This window comes from Enterobacter sp. 6722112, from assembly GCF_058661685.1.
Genome location: NZ_JBZWGR010000007.1, coordinates 1230564 through 1249555 on the forward strand (window position 1 = coordinate 1230564; position 18992 = coordinate 1249555).

At 57.5% G+C, this 18992-nt stretch carries 11 protein-coding genes; 7 read left to right on the forward strand and 4 right to left on the reverse strand.

Annotated elements, in window-relative coordinates; all coding sequences use genetic code 11:
• Positions 1-15: 15 nt before the first annotated feature.
• The 5 genes from AC4OVU_RS07410 to iroN all read left to right on the forward strand — a co-directional run bounded on the left by AC4OVU_RS07410 (position 16) and on the right by iroN (position 7865).
• Positions 16-1110, forward strand: coding sequence for an HlyD family secretion protein (locus AC4OVU_RS07410; RefSeq protein WP_110293049.1), 1095 nt, complete (start codon positions 16-18; stop codon positions 1108-1110).
• The gene (locus AC4OVU_RS07415) at positions 1107-2678 is read left to right on the forward strand and encodes a DHA2 family efflux MFS transporter permease subunit (protein ID WP_015571056.1); all 1572 of its coding nucleotides are present in this window, start codon (positions 1107-1109) and stop codon (positions 2676-2678) included. Before AC4OVU_RS07410 ends, AC4OVU_RS07415 begins: the two co-directional genes overlap by 4 nt.
• Positions 2678-4201 carry an efflux transporter outer membrane subunit gene (locus AC4OVU_RS07420; protein ID WP_017384913.1) on the forward strand — a complete coding sequence of 508 codons (1524 nt, stop codon included), beginning with the start codon at positions 2678-2680 and terminating at the stop codon, positions 4199-4201. Before AC4OVU_RS07415 ends, AC4OVU_RS07420 begins: the two co-directional genes overlap by 1 nt.
• A 102-nt stretch (positions 4202-4303) precedes the next feature.
• Positions 4304-5344: an aldo/keto reductase gene (locus AC4OVU_RS07425; RefSeq protein ID WP_015571054.1), complete on the forward strand. Its 1041-nt coding sequence runs from the start codon at positions 4304-4306 to the stop codon at positions 5342-5344.
• Positions 5345-5690: 346 nt separating this feature from the next.
• On the forward strand, positions 5691-7865 hold the full coding sequence (gene iroN, locus AC4OVU_RS07430; protein WP_086523929.1) for a siderophore salmochelin receptor IroN: 2175 nt from the start codon (positions 5691-5693) through the stop codon (positions 7863-7865).
• A 44-nt stretch (positions 7866-7909) separates the two neighbouring features.
• Here the strand turns inward: iroN and AC4OVU_RS07435 are convergent, their stop codons facing one another.
• The 4 genes from AC4OVU_RS07435 to iroB form a co-directional block, all read right to left on the reverse strand.
• The gene (locus tag AC4OVU_RS07435) at positions 7910-8866 is read right to left on the reverse strand and encodes an alpha/beta hydrolase (protein ID WP_110292714.1); all 957 of its coding nucleotides are present in this window, start codon (positions 8864-8866) and stop codon (positions 7910-7912) included.
• An 83-nt stretch (positions 8867-8949) separates the two neighbouring features.
• Positions 8950-10179 (reverse strand): alpha/beta hydrolase-fold protein, encoded by a 1230-nt coding sequence (locus tag AC4OVU_RS07440; protein ID WP_017384910.1) that lies wholly within the window; start codon positions 10177-10179, stop codon positions 8950-8952.
• Positions 10180-10280: 101 nt separating this feature from the next.
• Entirely contained in the window at positions 10281-13940 is a 3660-nt protein-coding gene (gene iroC / locus AC4OVU_RS07445) for a salmochelin/enterobactin export ABC transporter IroC (protein WP_110292715.1), read from the reverse strand.
• 141 nt (positions 13941-14081) lie between these two features.
• Positions 14082-15197, reverse strand: coding sequence for a salmochelin biosynthesis C-glycosyltransferase IroB (gene iroB, locus AC4OVU_RS07450; protein ID WP_017384908.1), 1116 nt, complete (start codon positions 15195-15197; stop codon positions 14082-14084).
• Between the two features lie 667 nt (positions 15198-15864).
• Here iroB and etsA point away from each other — a divergent pair.
• Both etsA and AC4OVU_RS07460 read left to right on the forward strand, forming a co-directional pair.
• Entirely contained in the window at positions 15865-17052 is a 1188-nt protein-coding gene (gene etsA, locus AC4OVU_RS07455; RefSeq protein WP_394337910.1) for a macrolide efflux RND transporter periplasmic adaptor subunit EtsA, read from the forward strand.
• Positions 17049-18989: a MacB family efflux pump subunit gene (locus tag AC4OVU_RS07460; protein ID WP_047734194.1), complete on the forward strand. Its 1941-nt coding sequence runs from the start codon at positions 17049-17051 to the stop codon at positions 18987-18989. The genes etsA and AC4OVU_RS07460 overlap by 4 nt, the downstream gene beginning before the upstream one ends.
• The last annotated feature ends 3 nt before the right edge of the window (positions 18990-18992 follow it).

Genomic DNA, 18992 nt, shown 5'->3' on the forward strand with positions numbered 1-18992 from the left:
GACCGTTGCTGAACTATGGCAGAAGATCAAAACCCACCTGCTGACGAGCAGGATCAAAACAATAACGAGCGCAAGCGCCCGGGGAAAAAACCGTTAATTATCCTTGGTATCGTGGTCATCGTGATGGTGATTGTGGCGCTGGTCTGGTGGTTTTTAACCCGTAACGAAGAGACCACCGACGACGCCTTCACCGACGGCGACGTAGTGACCATTGCCCCAAAAACGGCAGGCTACGTCACCGAACTTCGCGTGCGGGATAACCAGCGCGTGAAGAAAGGGGATGTGCTGGTGGTGATCGATCCGCGTGATACCACCGCCCAGCGCGATCAGGCCCAGGCCCAGCTTGGGCTGGCGGTTGCGCAGTTGCATCAGGCGCTGGCGCAGCTGGCGCTCTCGAAGGTGCAATATCCCGCTCAGCGCGATGAAGCCAAAGCCCAGGTACTGAAAGCCCAGGCGGATATGGCCAATGCGCAGGCGGAGTACCGCCGTCAGCGCGGCGTTGACCCGCGCGCGACCACGCAACAAAGTATCGATGCCGCGAACGCTCAACTGCGGAGTGCCCAGGCGGGTCTGGCCAGCGCGCAGGCGCAGCTGGAAGTGGCGGAGCAGGTTCAGCTGCAAATCCGCCAGCAGGAGACCAACGTCGAAGCCCGCGAACGGCAGGTCGATCAGGCCAGAGCGCAGCTGGAAACCGCCAACCTGAACCTCTCTTATACCGAAGTCCGCGCCCCGTTCGACGGTTTTGTCACCAAACGCAACGTCCAGCCCGGTACGCTGGTGCAGGCAGGTACGGCGCTGTTCTCGCTGGTTTCCCCGAACGTGTGGGTGGTGGCGAACTTCAAGGAGTCGCAGCTTGAGCGCATGAAGCCGGGCGACAAAGTGACCGTGTCCGTCGATGCCTGGCCGGATATGGAGCTGGAAGGCCATATCGACAGCATCCAGCAGGGCAGCGGCTCGCGCTTCTCCGCCTTCCCGTCGGAAAACGCCACCGGTAACTTTGTGAAGATCGTTCAGCGCGTGCCGGTGAAAATCGTCATTGATAAAGGGCTGGATCCGAATAAGCCGCTGCCGCTGGGGCTGTCGGTTGAACCGAAGGTCACCGTGGAATGACGGATCACAGCCACGATAACTGGAAGCCCGCCAGTAACCCGTGGGCGGTGGCGATTGTGGTCACCCTGGCGGTGTTTATGGAAATTCTGGACACCACCATCGTCAACGTGGCGCTGCCCCACGTCGCGGGGTCGCTCTCGGCCAGCTATGACGAATCCACCTGGGTGCTCACCAGCTACTTGGTGGCGAACGGCATCGTGCTGCCTATCTCGGCCTTTCTGAGCCGTCTGTTTGGCCGCAAGCAGTTCTTTCTGATCTGCATTGTGATGTTCACCATCTGCTCGTTCCTGTGCGGCATCGCCACCGAGCTATGGCAAATCATCCTGTTCCGCGTGATGCAGGGGTTCTTTGGCGGCGGGTTGCAGCCTACCCAGCAGTCGGTGCTACTCGACTACTTTAAGCCGGAGGACAGGGGCAAAGCCTTTGGCCTTTCATCCATTGCCATTATCGTCGCGCCGGTACTCGGCCCCACGCTGGGGGGCTGGATCACCGATAACTACTCCTGGCGTTGGGTGTTCTTTATCAATATCCCGGTAGGGATTGTGACGGTGCTGGCTATCTATCAGCTGCTGGAAGATCCGCCGTGGGAGAAAAAGTCGGAAGAGAAGCTCACCGTCGACTGGACGGGGATCGGCCTGATCGCCCTCGGTCTTGGCTGTTTGCAGGTGATGCTCGACCGGGGCGAAGATGATGACTGGTTCTATTCGAACTTTATCCGCACCTTCGCAGTACTGACGCTGGTCGGCATTATCGGCGCGATCTACTGGCTGATGTATGCCAGAAAGCCGGTGGTGGATCTGCACTGTATGAAGGACCGCAACTTTGCGATCTCCAGCCTGCTGATGGCGGGGATGGCGATGATCCTGTACGGCAGTTCGGTGGTTATTCCGCAGCTGGCGCAGCAGGATTTGGGCTATACCGCCACCTGGTCCGGGCTGGTGCTCTCGCCCGGCGCGGTGCTGATTGTGCTGACCATCCCGCTGGTGCTGAAGCTGATGCCGGTGGTGCAGACGCGCTGGATCATCGCCTTCGGCTTTACCTGCCTGGCGGTGTCGTTCTTCTGGTCCCGCACGCTGACGCCGGATATCGACTTCGAAACGCTGGTGCTGTTCCGCAGCGCGCAGTCGATTGGACTGGGGTTCCTGTTTGTGCCGCTGACCACCATCGCCTTTATCTCGATCCCGAGGCGGCTCAATGCCGACGCAGCGGCGCTGTTTACCATGTTCCGCAACGTGGCGGGTTCGATTGGGATTTCGCTCTCGACGGCGGCGATCACCGAGCGCTCGCAGGCGCACAGCGCGCATCTGGCTTACCACGCTTCGCCGTTTAACGAGCAGTTCCAGCTGGCGATTCGCGAAAGCGCCCAGGCGATCCAGAACTTCACCACTCAGGTGGGCGATCCGACCGGCATTGCCACCGGGCGGATGTACCAGACGATGATCGAGCAGTCGCGCTTTCTGGCCTACATCGACGTCTTCACCATTCTGAGCGCGGTGGCCCTATTACTGATTCCGTTTTGTTTGTTGCTCTCGCCGGTTAAGAGCGAGGGGAGTGCAGGAGCACACTGATGATACACAGACGTTTACACCCTCTGATGATAATGATGCTGCTGGTGGGCTGCGCCGTCGGGCCGGACTACCAACAGCCTGCACCGCCCGCCACCACGCACTGGAACGATAAGGGCGACAGCGCGGTGAAATCGCAAACTTCCTCCGCGGCCACTAACCCGCGCTGGTGGAAAACCTTCGGCTCGCCGCAGCTCGACAGCCTGATTGAACGCGCCATCGCCGGGAATCTGACGCTACAGCAAACGGTATTACGCATTGCCGGCGCGCGCGAACAGATTAACCAGGCCGGCGGGGCGTTTTTCCCGTCGGTGAATGGCAATGTGCAGGCGACGCGCCAGCAGCTTGGGCTGGAAGGGGAGCTGAAATCCCACGGCGTGTATGACCAGTTGAATAATGTCGATCCTGAACTGCGGGGCGCGTTAGGCCCGCTGACGCAGCCGATTAATCTCTATCAGGGCAGCTTCGACGCCCAGTGGGAAATCGACCTGTGGGGCAAGGTGCGCCGTCAGGTAGAAGCGGCTGAGGCGCAGCAGCGGGCGGCGATCGAGCAGCGTAACGATGCGCTGGTCTCGCTGGAAGCCGAAGTGGCGCGGGCGTGGCTACAGCTGCGTGGGGCGCAGAGCATCATTGCCACGCTTAATACGCAAATTGAAAGCGCACAGCAGACGCTGGATCTGACCGAAAGCCGCCAGCGGGGCGGGCTGTCGCCGCAGATGGACGTGGAGAACGCCCGGGCGCAGCTGGGCAATCTTGAAGCGCAGCTGCCGCAGTATCAGGCGCAGGAACGCCAGGCGATGAACGGGCTGGCGATCCTGCTCGGCAAACCGCCGGGCGCGCTGGATGCCGAACTGCAATCCGTGCAGCCGATGCCCGCGCTGCCGGATATTGTGCAGACCGGTATTCCGTCGACGCTGGCCCGCCGTCGCCCGGACGTGCGCGAAGCCGAGGCGAATCTCCATGCCGCCACGGCGCAGATTGGCGTCTCGGTGGCAGAACTGTTCCCGAGCTTTACCCTCTCCGGACAGTTTGGCCTGCGCAACAGTGAATCTAACTGGCTGACCGACTGGAGCAGCCACTTCTACAGCTTTGGCCCGCAGGTTTCCATACCGATTTTCCAGGGCGGTCGGCTGGTCTCCAGCGTCAAGGTGGCGCGCGCGCAGCAGGGGGCGGCAGTGCTGGACTATCGCCAGACGGTACTGACGGCGCTCGGCGACGTTGAAAACGCGCTGGTGAGCTATCGCACCGACCAGCAGCGTGAAGCGGGCCTGGCGAAAACCATCGACGCGCTGCAAAACGCCTTTGATCTCGCCAGCGACAGCTACCGGCAGGGGATCGCCAGCTTTATTGACGTGCTGGACGCCCAGCGTCAGCTCGCTCAGGCCGAACAGCAGCGGGCGCAGGCGCAGGTGCAGAGCGCGCTTGATCTGGTGGCGCTCTACAAAGCCCTCGGCGGCGGCTGGGAGCCGTATCAGCAGGTGCGGCTGCCAGACTACAGCGTCTTTGGCGACGCCCCACGCGGATAGATTCAGAGGATTGGGCAAGAAACGGACAGGAACGCCACATTCGCGATGGCTGGGGGGCGGGTATAACTAACAGACACCCAATCGACATGCGAGGAAAGCGTTATGCGTTATCAAAAACTGGGCAATACCGGACTGTTTGTTTCTGAACTCTGCCTCGGCACCATGACCTTCGGCGGTGAAGGCGGCATGTGGGGCAAAATTGGTCAGCTTCAGCAAAGCGACGCCGAGCAGCTGGTGGGCCGCGCGCTGGACGCCGGGATCAATTTTATCGACACGGCAGATGTCTACTCGGAAGGGCGTTCAGAGGAGATCACCGGGCAGGCGCTGAAGAACCTGAAAATTCCGCGCGAAAACGTGGTCGTTGCCACCAAGGTGTTCGGTGAAACCGGCACAGCGGGGGTGAACTCGCGCGGTAGCTCGCGCTATCACATCATCAGCGGCGTGAAGGAGAGCCTGCGTCGCTTGCAGCTGGATCATATCGATCTCTATCAGCTGCACGGTTTCGACCCCGCGACCCCCATCGAGGAGACGCTTTACGCGCTGGATAATCTTGTGCAGCACGGTCACGTACGCTATATCGGCGTCTCGAACTGGGCGGCATGGCAGATTGCCAAAGCGCTCGGCATCTCTGAGCGTCTGGGGCTGGCGCGTTTTGCCTCATTGCAGGCGTACTACACCATCGCCGGGCGCGACCTTGAGCGCGAACTGGTGCCGATGATGCAGAGCGAAGGCGTCGGGTTGATGGTATGGAGCCCGCTGGCGGGTGGTCTGCTGAGCGGAAAATACGATCGCGACGGGCAGAGCGCGGCCGGTAGTCGTCGCCTGGCGTTCGACTTCCCGCCGGTGAATAAAGATCGCGCCTTCGACTGCGTGGACGTGATGCGTACCATCGCCGAAAGTAAAGGCGTTTCCGTGGCGCAAATCGCGCTGGCGTGGCTGCTGCACCAGAAAGCGGTGACCAGCGTCATTATTGGTGCGAAACGCGTCGATCAGTTGGATGACAACATTGCCGCAACCGGCATTCAGCTGAGCGATGATGAGCTGAAACAGCTGGATGCGGTCAGCGCGCTGCCGCGCGAGTATCCTGGCTGGATGCTGGAGCGCCAGGGCGAGTACCGTCGCAATCAGTTAGCGCAACAATAACCTTTCTTTCCCCGGTGGCGCTTGCGCTTACCGGGGCTGCGTTCCCTTGTAATGACATATTAACGTTATGTCACTACACGAAATACCAATGGGCTGTTCTCTTCTTCCGCTGTTTCAGTATGCCAGCTTTACGAACGCACAGGGCGGTACCCGGGAAGAATCACTCCGGGCCAATGCGTGCGTTTCATTAATGCGCGCATCCGTGTATTAAGGATTGCCTTAATCCTCTCCAAATGATATTAATTATCATTCTTATTATAAAAATAATGGCAGTTTAAAATATCTGGCAAGGATGTGAGCTTAACGATCGATCACTTTTACGTTAGGCATGTATTAGGGAATGGGTATGAGAATTATCAAGATCTTCTGGCCGCTCACTGCGCTCCTGGCAGGGTTGAACAGTCAGGTATCACTGGCAAAATCCTCCGATGATAACGACGAGACCCTGGTGGTGGAAGCCACCGCTGAGCAGGTACTCAAACAGCAGCCGGGCGTGTCGATTATTACCAGCGAAGATATTAAAAAGAACCCTCCGGTCAACGATCTCTCCGATATTATTCGCAAAATGCCCGGTGTCAATCTGACCGGCAACAGCGCCTCGGGTACACGTGGTAATAACCGCCAGATCGACATTCGCGGCATGGGGCCGGAGAACACCTTAATTTTAATTGATGGTGTGCCGGTGACGTCGCGCAACGCCGTGCGTTATAGCTGGCGTGGAGAGCGTGATACCCGCGGCGACACCAACTGGGTGCCACCGGAACAGGTTGAGCGTATTGAAGTGATCCGCGGCCCTGCAGCGGCACGCTACGGTTCGGGCGCAGCGGGAGGGGTGGTGAACATCATTACCAAACGCCCTACCAACGACTGGCACGGTTCGCTGTCGTTATACACCAACCAGCCGGAAAGCAGCGACGAAGGCGCTACGCGTCGCGCCAACTTCAGCCTTAGCGGGCCGCTGGCTGGCGATGCGCTGACCATGCGCCTGTACGGAAACCTGAATAAAACCGATGCCGACAGCTGGGATATTAACTCCTCGGCCGGTACGAAAAACGCGGCCGGGCATGAAGGGGTGCGCAACAAAGATATCAACGGCGTTGTCTCGTGGAAATTAAATCCGCAGCAAATTATCGATTTCGAAGCCGGATATAGCCGCCAGGGGAATATCTATGCGGGCGATACGCAAAACAGTTCTTCCAGTGCCGTCACTGAAAGCCTGGCGAAATCCGGCGAGGAGACGAACCGCCTTTACCGGCAGAATTATGGCGTTACGCACAATGGTATCTGGGACTGGGGTCAAAGCCGTTTTGGTGTCTATTACGAGAAAACCAATAACACCCGCATGAATGAAGGATTATCCGGTGGCGGTGAAGGGCGTATTTCGGCGGATGAAAAGTTCACGACCAATCGCCTGAGCTCCTGGCGAACCAGCGGCGAGCTTAATATTCCGCTGAATGCGCTGGTCGATCAAACGCTGACCGTGGGTGCGGAGTGGAGCCGCGATGAGCTCGACGATCCTTCCTCTACCAGCCTGACCGTGGATGACAGTGATATCGGCGGCATTTCTGGCTCGGCTGCGGATCGCAGCAGTAAAAACCATTCCCAAATCAGTGCGCTGTATATTGAAGATAATATTGAGCCGGTTCCCGGCACGAATATCATTCCCGGCCTGCGCTTTGATTATCTCAACGATTCCGGCGGTAACTTCAGCCCCAGCCTGAACCTCTCGCAGGAATTGGGCGATTACTTCAAAGTCAAAGCGGGGATTGCCCGAACCTTTAAAGCACCAAACCTGTATCAATCCAGCGAAGGTTATCTGCTCTACTCGAAAGGCAACGGTTGTCCAAAAGATATTACATCGGGCGGCTGCTACCTGATCGGTAATAAAGATCTCGATCCGGAAATTAGCATCAATAAAGAAATTGGGCTGGAGTTCGCCTGGGAAGATTACCATGCCAGCGTGACCTACTTCCGCAATGACTACCAGAATAAGATCGTGGCCGGCGATAATGTTATCGGGCAAACCGCTTCCGGCGCATATATTCTCCAGTGGCAGAACGGCGGGAAAGCGCTGGTGGACGGTATCGAAGCCAGCATGGCGTTCCCGCTGGTGAAAGATCGTCTGAACTGGAATACCAATGCCACCTGGATGATCACCTCGGAGCAAAAAGACACCGGTAATCCGCTGTCGATCATCCCGAAATACACCATTAATAACTCGCTTGACTGGACCATCACCCAGGCGTTCTCTGCCAGCGTCAACTGGACGTTATACGGCAGACAAAAACCGCGTACTCATTCGGAAACTCGTAGTGAAGATACTGGCGGTCTGTCAGGTAAAGAGCTGGGCGCTTATTCGCTGGTGGGGACGAACTTCAATTACGATATTAATAAAAATCTGCGTCTTAACGTTGGTGTCAGCAATATCTTAGATAAACAGATTTACCGATCTTCCGAAGGGGCGAATACCTATAACGAGCCTGGCCGGGCTTATTATGCCGGTGTTACCGCGTCATTTTGATCGTAGTGTTACAGGTGTACTGCCCGCGTCAAGGCGGGCAGTGTTTAGCGGCTTAATGAATGACAGCCTGCTGTGTTACCTGCGTTTTCACCACTGATATCTAACAGCGCTCCGCGGAAGGAGGCGTTGAACATCGGCCCGTGTCCCAGGTTTGGGAAATCCCAAAAGGCGGCATTGACGCCTTTATCTTCCAGCGTGGCGAGGGTGGCATGAATTTTCGTCAGCACTCCGGCAGCATGCGTTTCCCGGTTATCGCCCGGTGTCGCCGAACCTTCCATTATCATCAGGCGCCTGGCGCAGTATTGCGACGGCTCAACCGCCGTGATGCGGCTCAGTAGCGCATCATGGCCTCTGCCCAACGACGGGCTGGCGCTGTAATACGTCCGGAAATAAGGGGAAGACAGCCATGCATCCAGCACGAACAGGCCGCCGTAGGAGTGCCCCCACAGGCCGCGACGCTGCCGATCGATATTCAATCCCTGTTCCACCTTTGGCGCTATACGCGTTTCCAGTAACTGGCGGAAGTCGTTGCTACCCCCACTCTTACGGCTAAAACGCCCGTTGCGGGTATCCGTTTTGCCGCTTTCTGCTGCTGGCGTATAGTCGTAGGCCCTGCCGTTGAGATCGAAGGGGAGGTTGGTCTGATACCCGACAGCCACAATCACCGGCGGTGATTTTTCTGCCAGCTGTTTGAGCAGGTCGTCGTTCAGGCGGTCCATAACTGCGTTGCCGTCGAGCATATATAAAATCGGGTAGCCCGACGCCGGTGCGGCTTTATTTGGCACGGCCGTCCATACCCGATAATGGCGGCTGCCATCGGCGGAGTCGAACGAGTTGACGCTGAAATGGTAAAACGCAGAGCCTTTATCGGCGATATTCGGCCCCAGTGGCTGCATATCCGGCTTTGCGAAAGCGTGCGCATTCCAGATAAGGGTGAGACCAGAAAGAAGAGTGACAAGCGCCTTGCGTGAGCGTGTTGGGCGATACTCGCGGGCATTCATCTGATGTTTATTCCTTTTCCGCAGGTGACATTTTCTTTATTCAGGAAGCCTGTACAGTTGCCTGAAAGTGTTCGCGGGTCAAGTCAACCCTGGAGTAAACCAAGCCCGTCAATCAGTGCGCCGCGCCACCATGCGTAATCGTGACCCCCGGTATACATTGCGCAATGGCTGTCGACGCCAGCGGTAAGCAACTGCTGATGCAGCCGCTGAACGTGGGGTACCGTCGAACCTTCCAGCGATCCCACGCACAGGCGGATGCGCACGCCCTGCGGCGGGGCAGAAAGCAGATGTTCGCTCACCCATGACGTATCGGTTTCGCTGAACACGTTTGGCCGGCTGGCACCCTCTGGCGTCCACCACATCGAAGGGGAGTGGCTGAGCGCCAGCCCGAACGTTTCCGGTGCGTAACGAGCGGCCATGAGCGCGCTGACCCCGCCGAGGCTCTGTCCGGCCAGCACGGTGCGCGAACGGTCTGCCCACCGCCGCTGCGGGTGTTCGGCGCGGATCGTCGGCAACAACTGGTCGGCGATATCCTTTATCAGCTCGCTGCGCCCGCCGAGTATCGCAGTTCGCTCGTGTTCATCGATATTGTCGATGCCAAGTACAGCCACAGGCACGATGCGTCCGTTGTTTATGGCGGCGTCAATTGCCGCGCATACGCCAAGGTGATCGAACCAGGTTTCACCATCGGGCAGTACCACCAGGCCGAGGGGCTGCGAAACATCAACGTCCGGCAGATAGAGCCGAACCCGGCGCGATTCCCCGGCGAGAGTGCGCGCCGAGGTAAGCAATTGCCCGCTGGGTGACCCGCCGCGCCATTCGGACTGGGCGGGGGCTTTATCAAGCGCCAGCACCGACTCCTGTGTGCTTCCCCGAACGTTGATCCCCGGCGTTTTGTTTAGCGGATCGGCGTGCCCGACGAGGGTAGCAAAGCGGCCTCCGGACTGTGCAATCGTCTCGGCCGGGGTGCCGGGGGGGATTTCCACCAGCGAATAGGAGCCGCAGTAGCTTGCGGGTAAACGCAGTGTCAGAGTCCAGATATCCGTCGCGGGAAGGGCGGTCATCATCCCTTTCGCCACGTGCTCTTTATCCGTCACCCGATTCAGACGCAGATAAACGCCCTGTAGAGGGTGCCTGGCGCGCCACAGAAATGTCACATCACGCTCGTCTTTCGCTCCGTCGACTGGCGTCACCAGCGGTACATTTAGCGACTCAGCGTCTCGCCAGAAGTCAGAAAGGTTAGCAATGTGGCCTGCTGCCAGCTGGCTGCGCAGCCTGGCGATAGCAGAGGGATGTTGTTGCATGTTCAGCATTCACTCTCTTTGAATATGAAGGGTGTCAGTATAAATAGCTAAAGCGGCTATTCCGGGAACAGCCGCTTTAGCGCGTGTTTTGTAATGTCTTACGTGCGCAATTACTCTTCCACGATTTCCCCCGTGATGTCGTGCTGGCGATGGGGAACAGAGCTGCCGACGCTGTCATGCCACAAGAGGGTGTAGAGGCCGCCGGCCGCTAACAGCTGTTCGTGGGTGCCGTATTCCGCAAGCTGCCCCTTATCGATAACGGCAATCAGATCGCAGCGCTGCGCGGTGGTCAGACGGTGCGCCACAATCAGCGCCAGGTGCTTCCCGGCGTGCGCGACGTCTGTTAACGATGACATCAATCGCTCTTCGGATGTGCGATCCAGGCGTGACGTGGCTTCATCGAGCAGCAGGATGTGAGCATTCGCCAGTTGTGCGCGGGCCAGCGCAATCAGCTGGCGCTGACCTGCGGACAGATCGGCACCGCCGTTATTCACCGGTGTGCGGAATCCCTGCGGCAGATTGCGCACCGTCTCATACAGCCCTGCCTGTTGAGAGGCAATCTCAACGTCGTCATTGGTACTGGATGGCCGTGAATAACGAATGTTTTCCGCGATATCACCACTAAACAACGCCACATCCTGATCGACCAGCCCAATCTGGCGACGGTAATCGGCAAGCGAGGCATCATCAATTATCCGATCGCCAATGCTGATCCTGCCGTGGGTGGGGGAATACAATCCGGCGATCAGCTTAATCAGCGTTGACTTACCCGCACCGCTGCGACCAACGACCGCGACGACCCTTCCCTCAGGGATTGTCAGGGTAAGTTTGTTCAGCGCGGGTTGAGGACTGTCGGGATAACTGAACGTGAGCTCATTAAGATGCAGCGCGCCGGTGGCGGGCGGTGCGGAAGAGGGCTCGATGTTCTCTGTGCCTTCGGTCGCCAGCAGTTCATTGATATGTTTGCCGCTGGCCGTCGCCTGCTGCCAGGCGTCGACAATTCCTGATAACTGCTGCACTGGCCCATAGAATTGCCCCAGCAGCAGGAAGAAAGCCGCCAGCACCCCGGCGGTCATTTCGCCTTCGGCGACTCGCGATGCACCCACCAGAAGAACGGCGGCATAGGAGGCCTCGGTGCAGAAGGTCAGGAACGGGAAATAGACGGCAAGGTATTTTTGCGCACGTACGCGGGTCGCACGGAACCGATCCGATAACGCGCGCAGCCGGGCGGCTTCCTGTTCCTGCTGGCCATGCGATTGCACAACGCGCAAGCCGGAGACTTTCTCCTGCAGGGTGCTGTTGACTTTGCCTATTTCCAGCCGCGCCTGCGCATAAGCAGGGGAGCTGAGGCGGCGATAAATCCAGGTTGCCAGTGCGACCACTGGCACCGCGCTTAATGCCGTCAGCGCCAGGAGCGGGTCGAGCCAGAACATGGCGGCGGCGATGGCGAACATTGTCACCAGGCTGGTGGCTGCACCGGCAAGGCCGTTTTGCAGAAAGCGGGCGAGAGAGTCCACATCTACGGTCATGCGGGTCAGACGCGAATCGACATGCTTTTCATGCCAGGGGAGACCAAGACGCAGCATATGGCCGAAGCTGCGCAAGCGCACCGTATGCTGGACTGACTCTGCCGCTCTGGCGGCGAAGACAGTCTGTAGTGAATAACAACACCAGCTCACGGCCACCAGGCACAGGGCGAATAGGGCACAGAGGCCGATAGTCGACATATCGCCTGTGGCAACGCCGGAGTCAATGCCGCGCTGCAACAGTATAAGTACCCCGACGCCTGCCGCCGAATCGAGGGCGATCAGCAGGGCGGCGATGACGAACATCCACGCCACGGGCTTCAGCAGCGACGTGACTTTGCGGCCTTTACCGGCCAGCGCCTGCTGTACTGCATTTTCCGGCACGCGCGTCATACGGGCGACAAAGCCTTTATCCCCCGTCTGCGCCGCATCGTCTTGTGCCGCTGGTACGGTCGGCCACAATCCGTTAGGCCCACTGTGGGAAGGCGCGAGGAAATCGCCGTCACCGGTCATCAGCGCGCGGAACGCCGGACAGCGCGCTTCAAGTTCTGCCTGGGTTCCGGTGTCCACCACCCGGCCCTTATCCAGCACCACAATCCGGCTGGCTAACTGAAGCGTCGAACGGCGTCGGGCAATCACCAGCAGCATATGCTTTTCGTCAGCATAGCGACTCAGCGCGGTGTTGATCTCCGCTTCAGTACCGGCATCGACCGCCGAGGTGGTGTCATCGAGGATCAACACTTCCGGCGCGGTAATGAGCGCCCGTGCCAGCGCGATTCGCTGCCTCTGTCCGCCGGAAAGATTCGTACCGCGTTCGGTTAATTGGGTATCGAAACCTTTCGGCAGGGCGTTGATAAAATCGCTGGCTCCTGCTGCCCTCGCCGCGAGGCGAATGTCGTCCGCCGTTGCCTGAGGGTGCCCGTAGGCGATATTTTCCGCCACCGTACCTGCAAACAGAAAAGCATCCTCAAACACAACGCCTACCCGACGACGAAGCGCCTCCAGCCTGAGATCGCGGAGGTTCTGTCGGCCTGCGCTGGTGTTGAGCCATATCTCTCCGGCGCTGGGATCGTAAAAACGCGCCAGCAGCATCAGCAGCGTGGATTTCCCGGAACCCGATGCGCCCACTACCGCCACCGTTTCACCGGCGTGCAGGGAAAAGGAGACATCGCTGAGGATGCGTCTGCCGCCACGGTACTCGAAGCTCATATTCTCCAGTTGCAGCCCGATAACCTGACCGTTAACCGCCTCCGTCCCGTCTTCCATCTGCGAACGGGTGTCGATCAGAGCAAACACGCGCTCCACGGACGCCTGGGTGCGCTGGGCGATAACCAGAAACGATGCCAGTACACGGGTTGGCCCGGTCAGCATCGCGAGGAAGCTGGCAAACGCCACGAAGGTGCCGAGATCGATGCGCCCGTGCATAACCGACCAGCCGCCGTAGCACAGCAGGACGATTTGCCCGAGCACCGGTAGCGCCAGCATGGTGGCACCTGGCATCGCCTGCGAGATGGCCGCGCCGATGCGTACCCGCACCATCTGCCGCGACTGGCGATCCAGCCAGCGCGTTTCACGCAGCTCCGCCACGCAGGATTTTACCACTGAGATCTGCGCCAGCACCTCGCGCATATGTTCGGTGAGATTTGCCAGTCGGTCCGAGGCCAGCCCGGTTTGCGCAAAGACCCGGCGACGCGCGCGCAGCGCAGTGATAGCCAGGCATGCCAGTACGCACACGACGATGAGCGTCATGGCGGGTGACATCCACAGCATCACGGCAATGCCGGCAATGTAATAAGTGAACACCGCCAGCGGCACCGGGCACATCTGTAGCAGGGTATGCACCTGCTGCAGATCGCTGTTGGTCCGTGAAATCACCTGCCCGGTGCGCAGTGCGTCCTGGCCTGCGCCGTCAAGTTTTTGAATACTGTCGAATGCCCGTCCTCGCAGGGTGTGCTGCACCCAGAGCGAGAGCTCCCCGGCATAACCGCGGCGCACGTAGTTACCGATGAAATCAAAAAAGGCAATCAGCAATAGCCCGCAGGCCAGCCACGGCAGACGAGTCGGATTGCCCGCCAGCGCGTCGTTCACCGCTTGCCTTGTCAGCAACGGCGTCAGCGCGGCCAGCAGAATGGTCGAGACCGACGCTACCACTACGATGATGCTAAGTTTCTTACGTTCCCAGCACACGCGTGCCAGGCGAACTATCCAGGACCGCGCAGGAGTGGGAGAGTGAGTCGCAGGCATTAAGCCTCCTCCGTCTGTAAACAATAGGATCCAAGTCGGATCGCTGTGCAAAAAAAAGCGCCAGCCCGATCCGGTCCCGCATTGTTACGGGCGTATCTCCTGGATGCGTGCTGGCGTATGATCGTCATGACGGCGTAGTGGCTACCCTTTCTGTACCCTCGCGATCAGGCTTTTCGCCACCTCGCTCGGACAGGGTTGCGCTGCCATTTCCGCCGCTACCTCTTCAGAGGCGTCGCGAAGCGCGCGATTGTCGAGGAAAGCATTGATCATGCTGCTCGACAGGCCGTCGTCGCCGGGGATGATCCCGCAGCCGCGTTCGACAACAGCGCGGGCATTTACCGGGCGATCGGCACCCTGGCCGAAGACGATCTGTGGAATACCGGCGTGCAGCGCCGTCAGGGTATTGCCCGCGCCACCATGATGAATGAAGCCATCTGCGCCGTTCAGGAAGGCTCCCATGGGTATCCAGTCGACCAGGCGAACATTTGAGGGCAGTGAGCGCAGATCCGACCGCGCATTGGCCGAAAGATGCAGGATGATCTCGGCATCGACTTCACTGGCGGAATCCATCACCCAGGCGATCAGGTCAAGGCCGTCGACCATCGGTTTGACGGTACCGAGACTCACCAGCAGACGTTTACGGTCGGGCGTCCTCTCCCACCACGGTTCCCACACCGCGCCGCCGTTGTACGGGACGTACTGCATGGGAATAATGGGTTCTCCGTCGTTTTCAAGAATGCTCATGCTCGGTGGTGTTACGTCGATCCAGGCCATATCGCGCGGTGCGGCCCCAACGCCGTGGCGATGATAGGCGTCCGCGAGCGAACGCGTTACGCCTTTGATATGCCAGGGCGTATGGCCGAAGCCGACGGTTTGCATTACGACCGGTATATCGTATTTGGCGGCAATCAGAGGCCCGATGACCCCGAGCGGCGGGTAGATGATGAGATCGGGCCGCCAGTGTCCGGCAAACTCCACCAGGTGGTCGGCCATCTCTTCGCTGAAGAATGAGAAGTTGCCCATTTTTGTGCCGATGTTGCTTTCTTTTCGCTGTGCCTCGCGGCGGCGATAGTCAGCTTCAGAATCAAAACCGGGTGCGGCGTCAAATACCACCAGCCCTGCTTCTGCCGCTTTTTGGGCGAATTTTCCTCCGCTGGCGATCAGCACTTCATGGCCGTTAACGCGAAACGCCTGTGCCAGAGACAGCACAGGATACAGCAGCCCATAGAGAGGCGGGCCTACAAACAAAATACGCATGAGAAAATCCCTCTCCGCTTGACGAACTAAATCAGGAAGTCGACGCAGTCATATGCCAGCAGCAGGACGTTAATTTTCGTTAAGCCTGCTTTGACAGACGCTGCGTCCTTTTTGAGTTTCACCAGCCTTACGAACGGTCCTGTCGCTGACTATTCCGTGACGTAGGCTGGTGAATCTGGAATTCCTTGTCCCGGCTTCCATTAACGCTTACGCGCCGTTGTCCTTTTGAACAGCCCAGGCGTCGTGCTGCCACGCCGCGGTGTTCAGATGCATTTGTTGAGTGTGAGACCGTTCAACAAACCTGGAGAGGCTTGTTTCCTGATACCTCTGTATACCTTGCCAGATAAACCATCAGTGCAAATGCTAATGATAATAATTACTATTATCATATGTGGGTTGCAACTATAATTAAGCACTTAATGCACAATGAATCGATTATGGGAAAAATCGCAGGTGGGGCTCAGCAAAAGGGGACTCTGTGGATTTAGGCACAAAATCCCACGCTTGCGGCGGTTTACAGGCGGACCTGGTGATTCTGTGTAATTGATGGCGGGGGTCTACGATGACGCTACTTCACCAAATAGCGCGGGTTTACCTCCCGTAAATACTGGCGATGTTACTATGATGCCTGATTCACTGCTATTTATCGTTATGGAAAACCTGCGTAATGTTAACAAAATTCCCTCTCCGACGCGTAATGACCTGTGCTGCGGCTCTGCTAATTATTTTTAGCATCGCCTTGTTCTTTTTCCTGAGAAGCCCCGAGGTTCCTGAGTATGTTACCGCTCCAGTACGCATCGGCGATATTGAAAACGCCGTACTTGCTACCGGTCGAATTGATGCGATTGAGCGGGTCAACGTTGGGGCACAGGTTTCTGGCCAGGTTAAGTCGCTGAAGGTGAAGTTAGGCGATCGTGTCACTAAAGGACAGCTCATCGCTGAAATTGATGACGTGCCGCAGCGGAATGATTTACGCAACGCAGAAGCTGCTCTCAACGTGGTAAAAGCGGACCTTCAGGCTAAGCAGGCGCAGTTGAAGCAAGCCTCATTGCGTTTTAAGCGCCAGCGCCAGATGTTAAATGAGGATGCCAGCTCGAGAGAAGATTTCGAAACGGCTGAAACCACGCTGGCCAGTACCCGCGCTGAGCTATCGGCTCTGAATGCCAAACTCGTCCAGGCGCAAATTGATGTCGACAAGAAAAAGGTCGATTTGGGTTATACAAAAGTTGTTGCTCCCATGGACGGCATTGTTATTGCCGTTGTCACCCAACAGGGCCAAACGGTTAACTCCAGCCAAAGTGCGCCGACCATTATCAAACTCGCACGTCTGGACGTGATGACAATTAAAGCCCAGATCTCTGAGGCGGATATCACGCGAATTTCACCGGGACAGAAAGCCAGATTCACCATTTTCTCTGAGCCGGATAAGCATTATGACGCCACGTTACGTACCGTTGAACTGGCACCTGAGTCGGTTATGAAAGATGATAGCCTTGCCAGCAGTAGCTCAGCCTCAGGGTCAGGCACGTCAAATGCTTCGGTGTACTACAACGCGCTGCTGGATGTCCCCAATCCAGAAAATCGACTGCGAATTGCCATGACAGCACAGGTGACCTTGCTGGCTGGAGAAGCTAAAAATACGTTACTGGTGCCGATTCAGGCTGTGCACAAGATGAGTGGCAACAAACAGCAGGTGCAGATATTGACCAGTGATAAGCGGCTGGAAACCCGTGAGGTCAAAACCGGCATTACTAACAGTGTGGATATCCAGATCCTGGACGGTGTAAAAGTCGGGGAACATGTTGTGTTATCGCAGCCGGGTGAAAAAGCGCCCGGGGAAGGGTTTGTATCTTGAGTAATATCATAGAACTCAAGGGCATCAGCCGCACCTACAGGAACGGTGGACAGGATCTCACCGTGCTTAAAGGGATTGATTTGACTATCGCTGCTGGGGAGATGGTCGCGATCATCGGCGCCTCCGGTTCCGGTAAGTCAACCCTGATGAATATTATGGGCTGTCTCGATGTCCCTGATTGTGGCGATTACTTTATCAGCGGTCAAAATGCCGCCCAGCTTTCACCTGACGATCTGGCAAGGATCCGCCGTGAGCACATCGGTTTTATCTTCCAGCGTTATCATTTAATGCCCGACCTGAGCGCGTTAAGTAACGTTGAAATTCCGGCGATTTATGCCAACAGTGAGCGCGAAAAGCGCCGTCTGCGCGCGGCGACATTGCTTGGGAGACTCGGGCTGGAAGGTCGTGAACATCATAAGCCGGGAGAGCTTTCAGGCGGCCAGCAGCAGCGTGTGAGTATTGCCCGCTCGCTGATTAACGGCGGTGAAATCATTCTGGCGGATGAACCCACCGGCGCGCTGGATACGCAGTCCGGTCAGGAGGTACTGTCAATACTCAGTGAACTGAATCAGCGTGGCCATACCGTGGTTATGGTGACACATGATATGAAGGTAGCGCAGCATGCTAACCGTATTATTGAGCTGCGTGACGGTGAAATTATTTCTGATACCGGCAGTCGTGTTACCTCCGGGGTTGCCCTTAAACGACCTGACAGCGTTCAGCAAAGCTGGTGGCAAAGTATTGTTGACCGTACCCGTGAATCCCTGCACATGGCGTTAAAAGCGATGAATGCGCATCGCCTGCGCACGACGTTAACCATGACGGGCATTATTTTTGGTATCGCCGCGGTTGTTACGGTGGTGGCACTGGGAGAAGGCGCGAAACAGCGAACCCTTGATAATATCAAGGAGCTTGGAACCAACGTGGTGAGCATCTACCCGGGAAGGGATTTCTTTGACGACAGCACTGAAGCCATTCGTACACTGGTCCCGGCAGACGCCGAAGCATTAGCAAAGCAGGGGTTTGTTGACAGCGTCAGCCCCGAAGTTAACGCTTCCGACAACATTCGCTTTCTGGGTAAATCCGCTACCGCCACGATCAATGGCGTTGGGCGCGATCATTTTCGCGTAAACGGTATTGAACTGTTGCAGGGATCAACTTTCCAGGACGATCGAAATGCCTCGCAGGAAGTCATCATTGATGAAAACGCCCGCAAGGCGTTATTTGACGATGCGGGACTCAAGGCACTTGGGCAAATCGTTTTTCTGGGTTCCGTGCCTGCACGGGTTGTCGGCATCGCCAAAGGGAACAGCCGAAGCTATGCGCCTAATCGCATTAACGTCTGGATGCCTTACAGCACGGTGATGTATCGAATGACAGGAAAACCGGTGTTGACCAACATCAGCGTAAGGCTTAAGGATGATGTTGCCAACGAGGCAGCGGTCAGCGCTATTTCTCAGCTTCTCACTCAACGCCACGGCGTGAAAGACTTCCAGCTTTATAATTTCGAGCAGATTCGACAATCAATCGAACGGACCTCAATGACCTTTAGCATCCTGATTCTGATGGTGGCCTGCATCTCGCTGATGATCGGCAGCATTGGGGTGATGAATATCATGCTGGTGTCGGTCACGGAACGGACCCATGAGATTGGCGTACGAATGGCGGTCGGTGCGCGTCAGGGCGATATCATGCAGCAGTTTATGATTGAGGCTGTGCTGGTATGTCTAATAGGCGGAGTGTTAGGTATTGCACTGTCGTATGCCGCCGGAGCGCTGTTCACCGCGCTGGCAGGGGGCATTTTCACCGCCATTTATTCGTGGCAGGCCGCTGCTGCCGCATTCTTCTGCTCAACTTTAATCGGCATGATCTTTGGTTATCTCCCTGCCCGCAAGGCAGCAAGGATGGATCCGGTCGTTTCACTGGCCAGCGAGTAACCC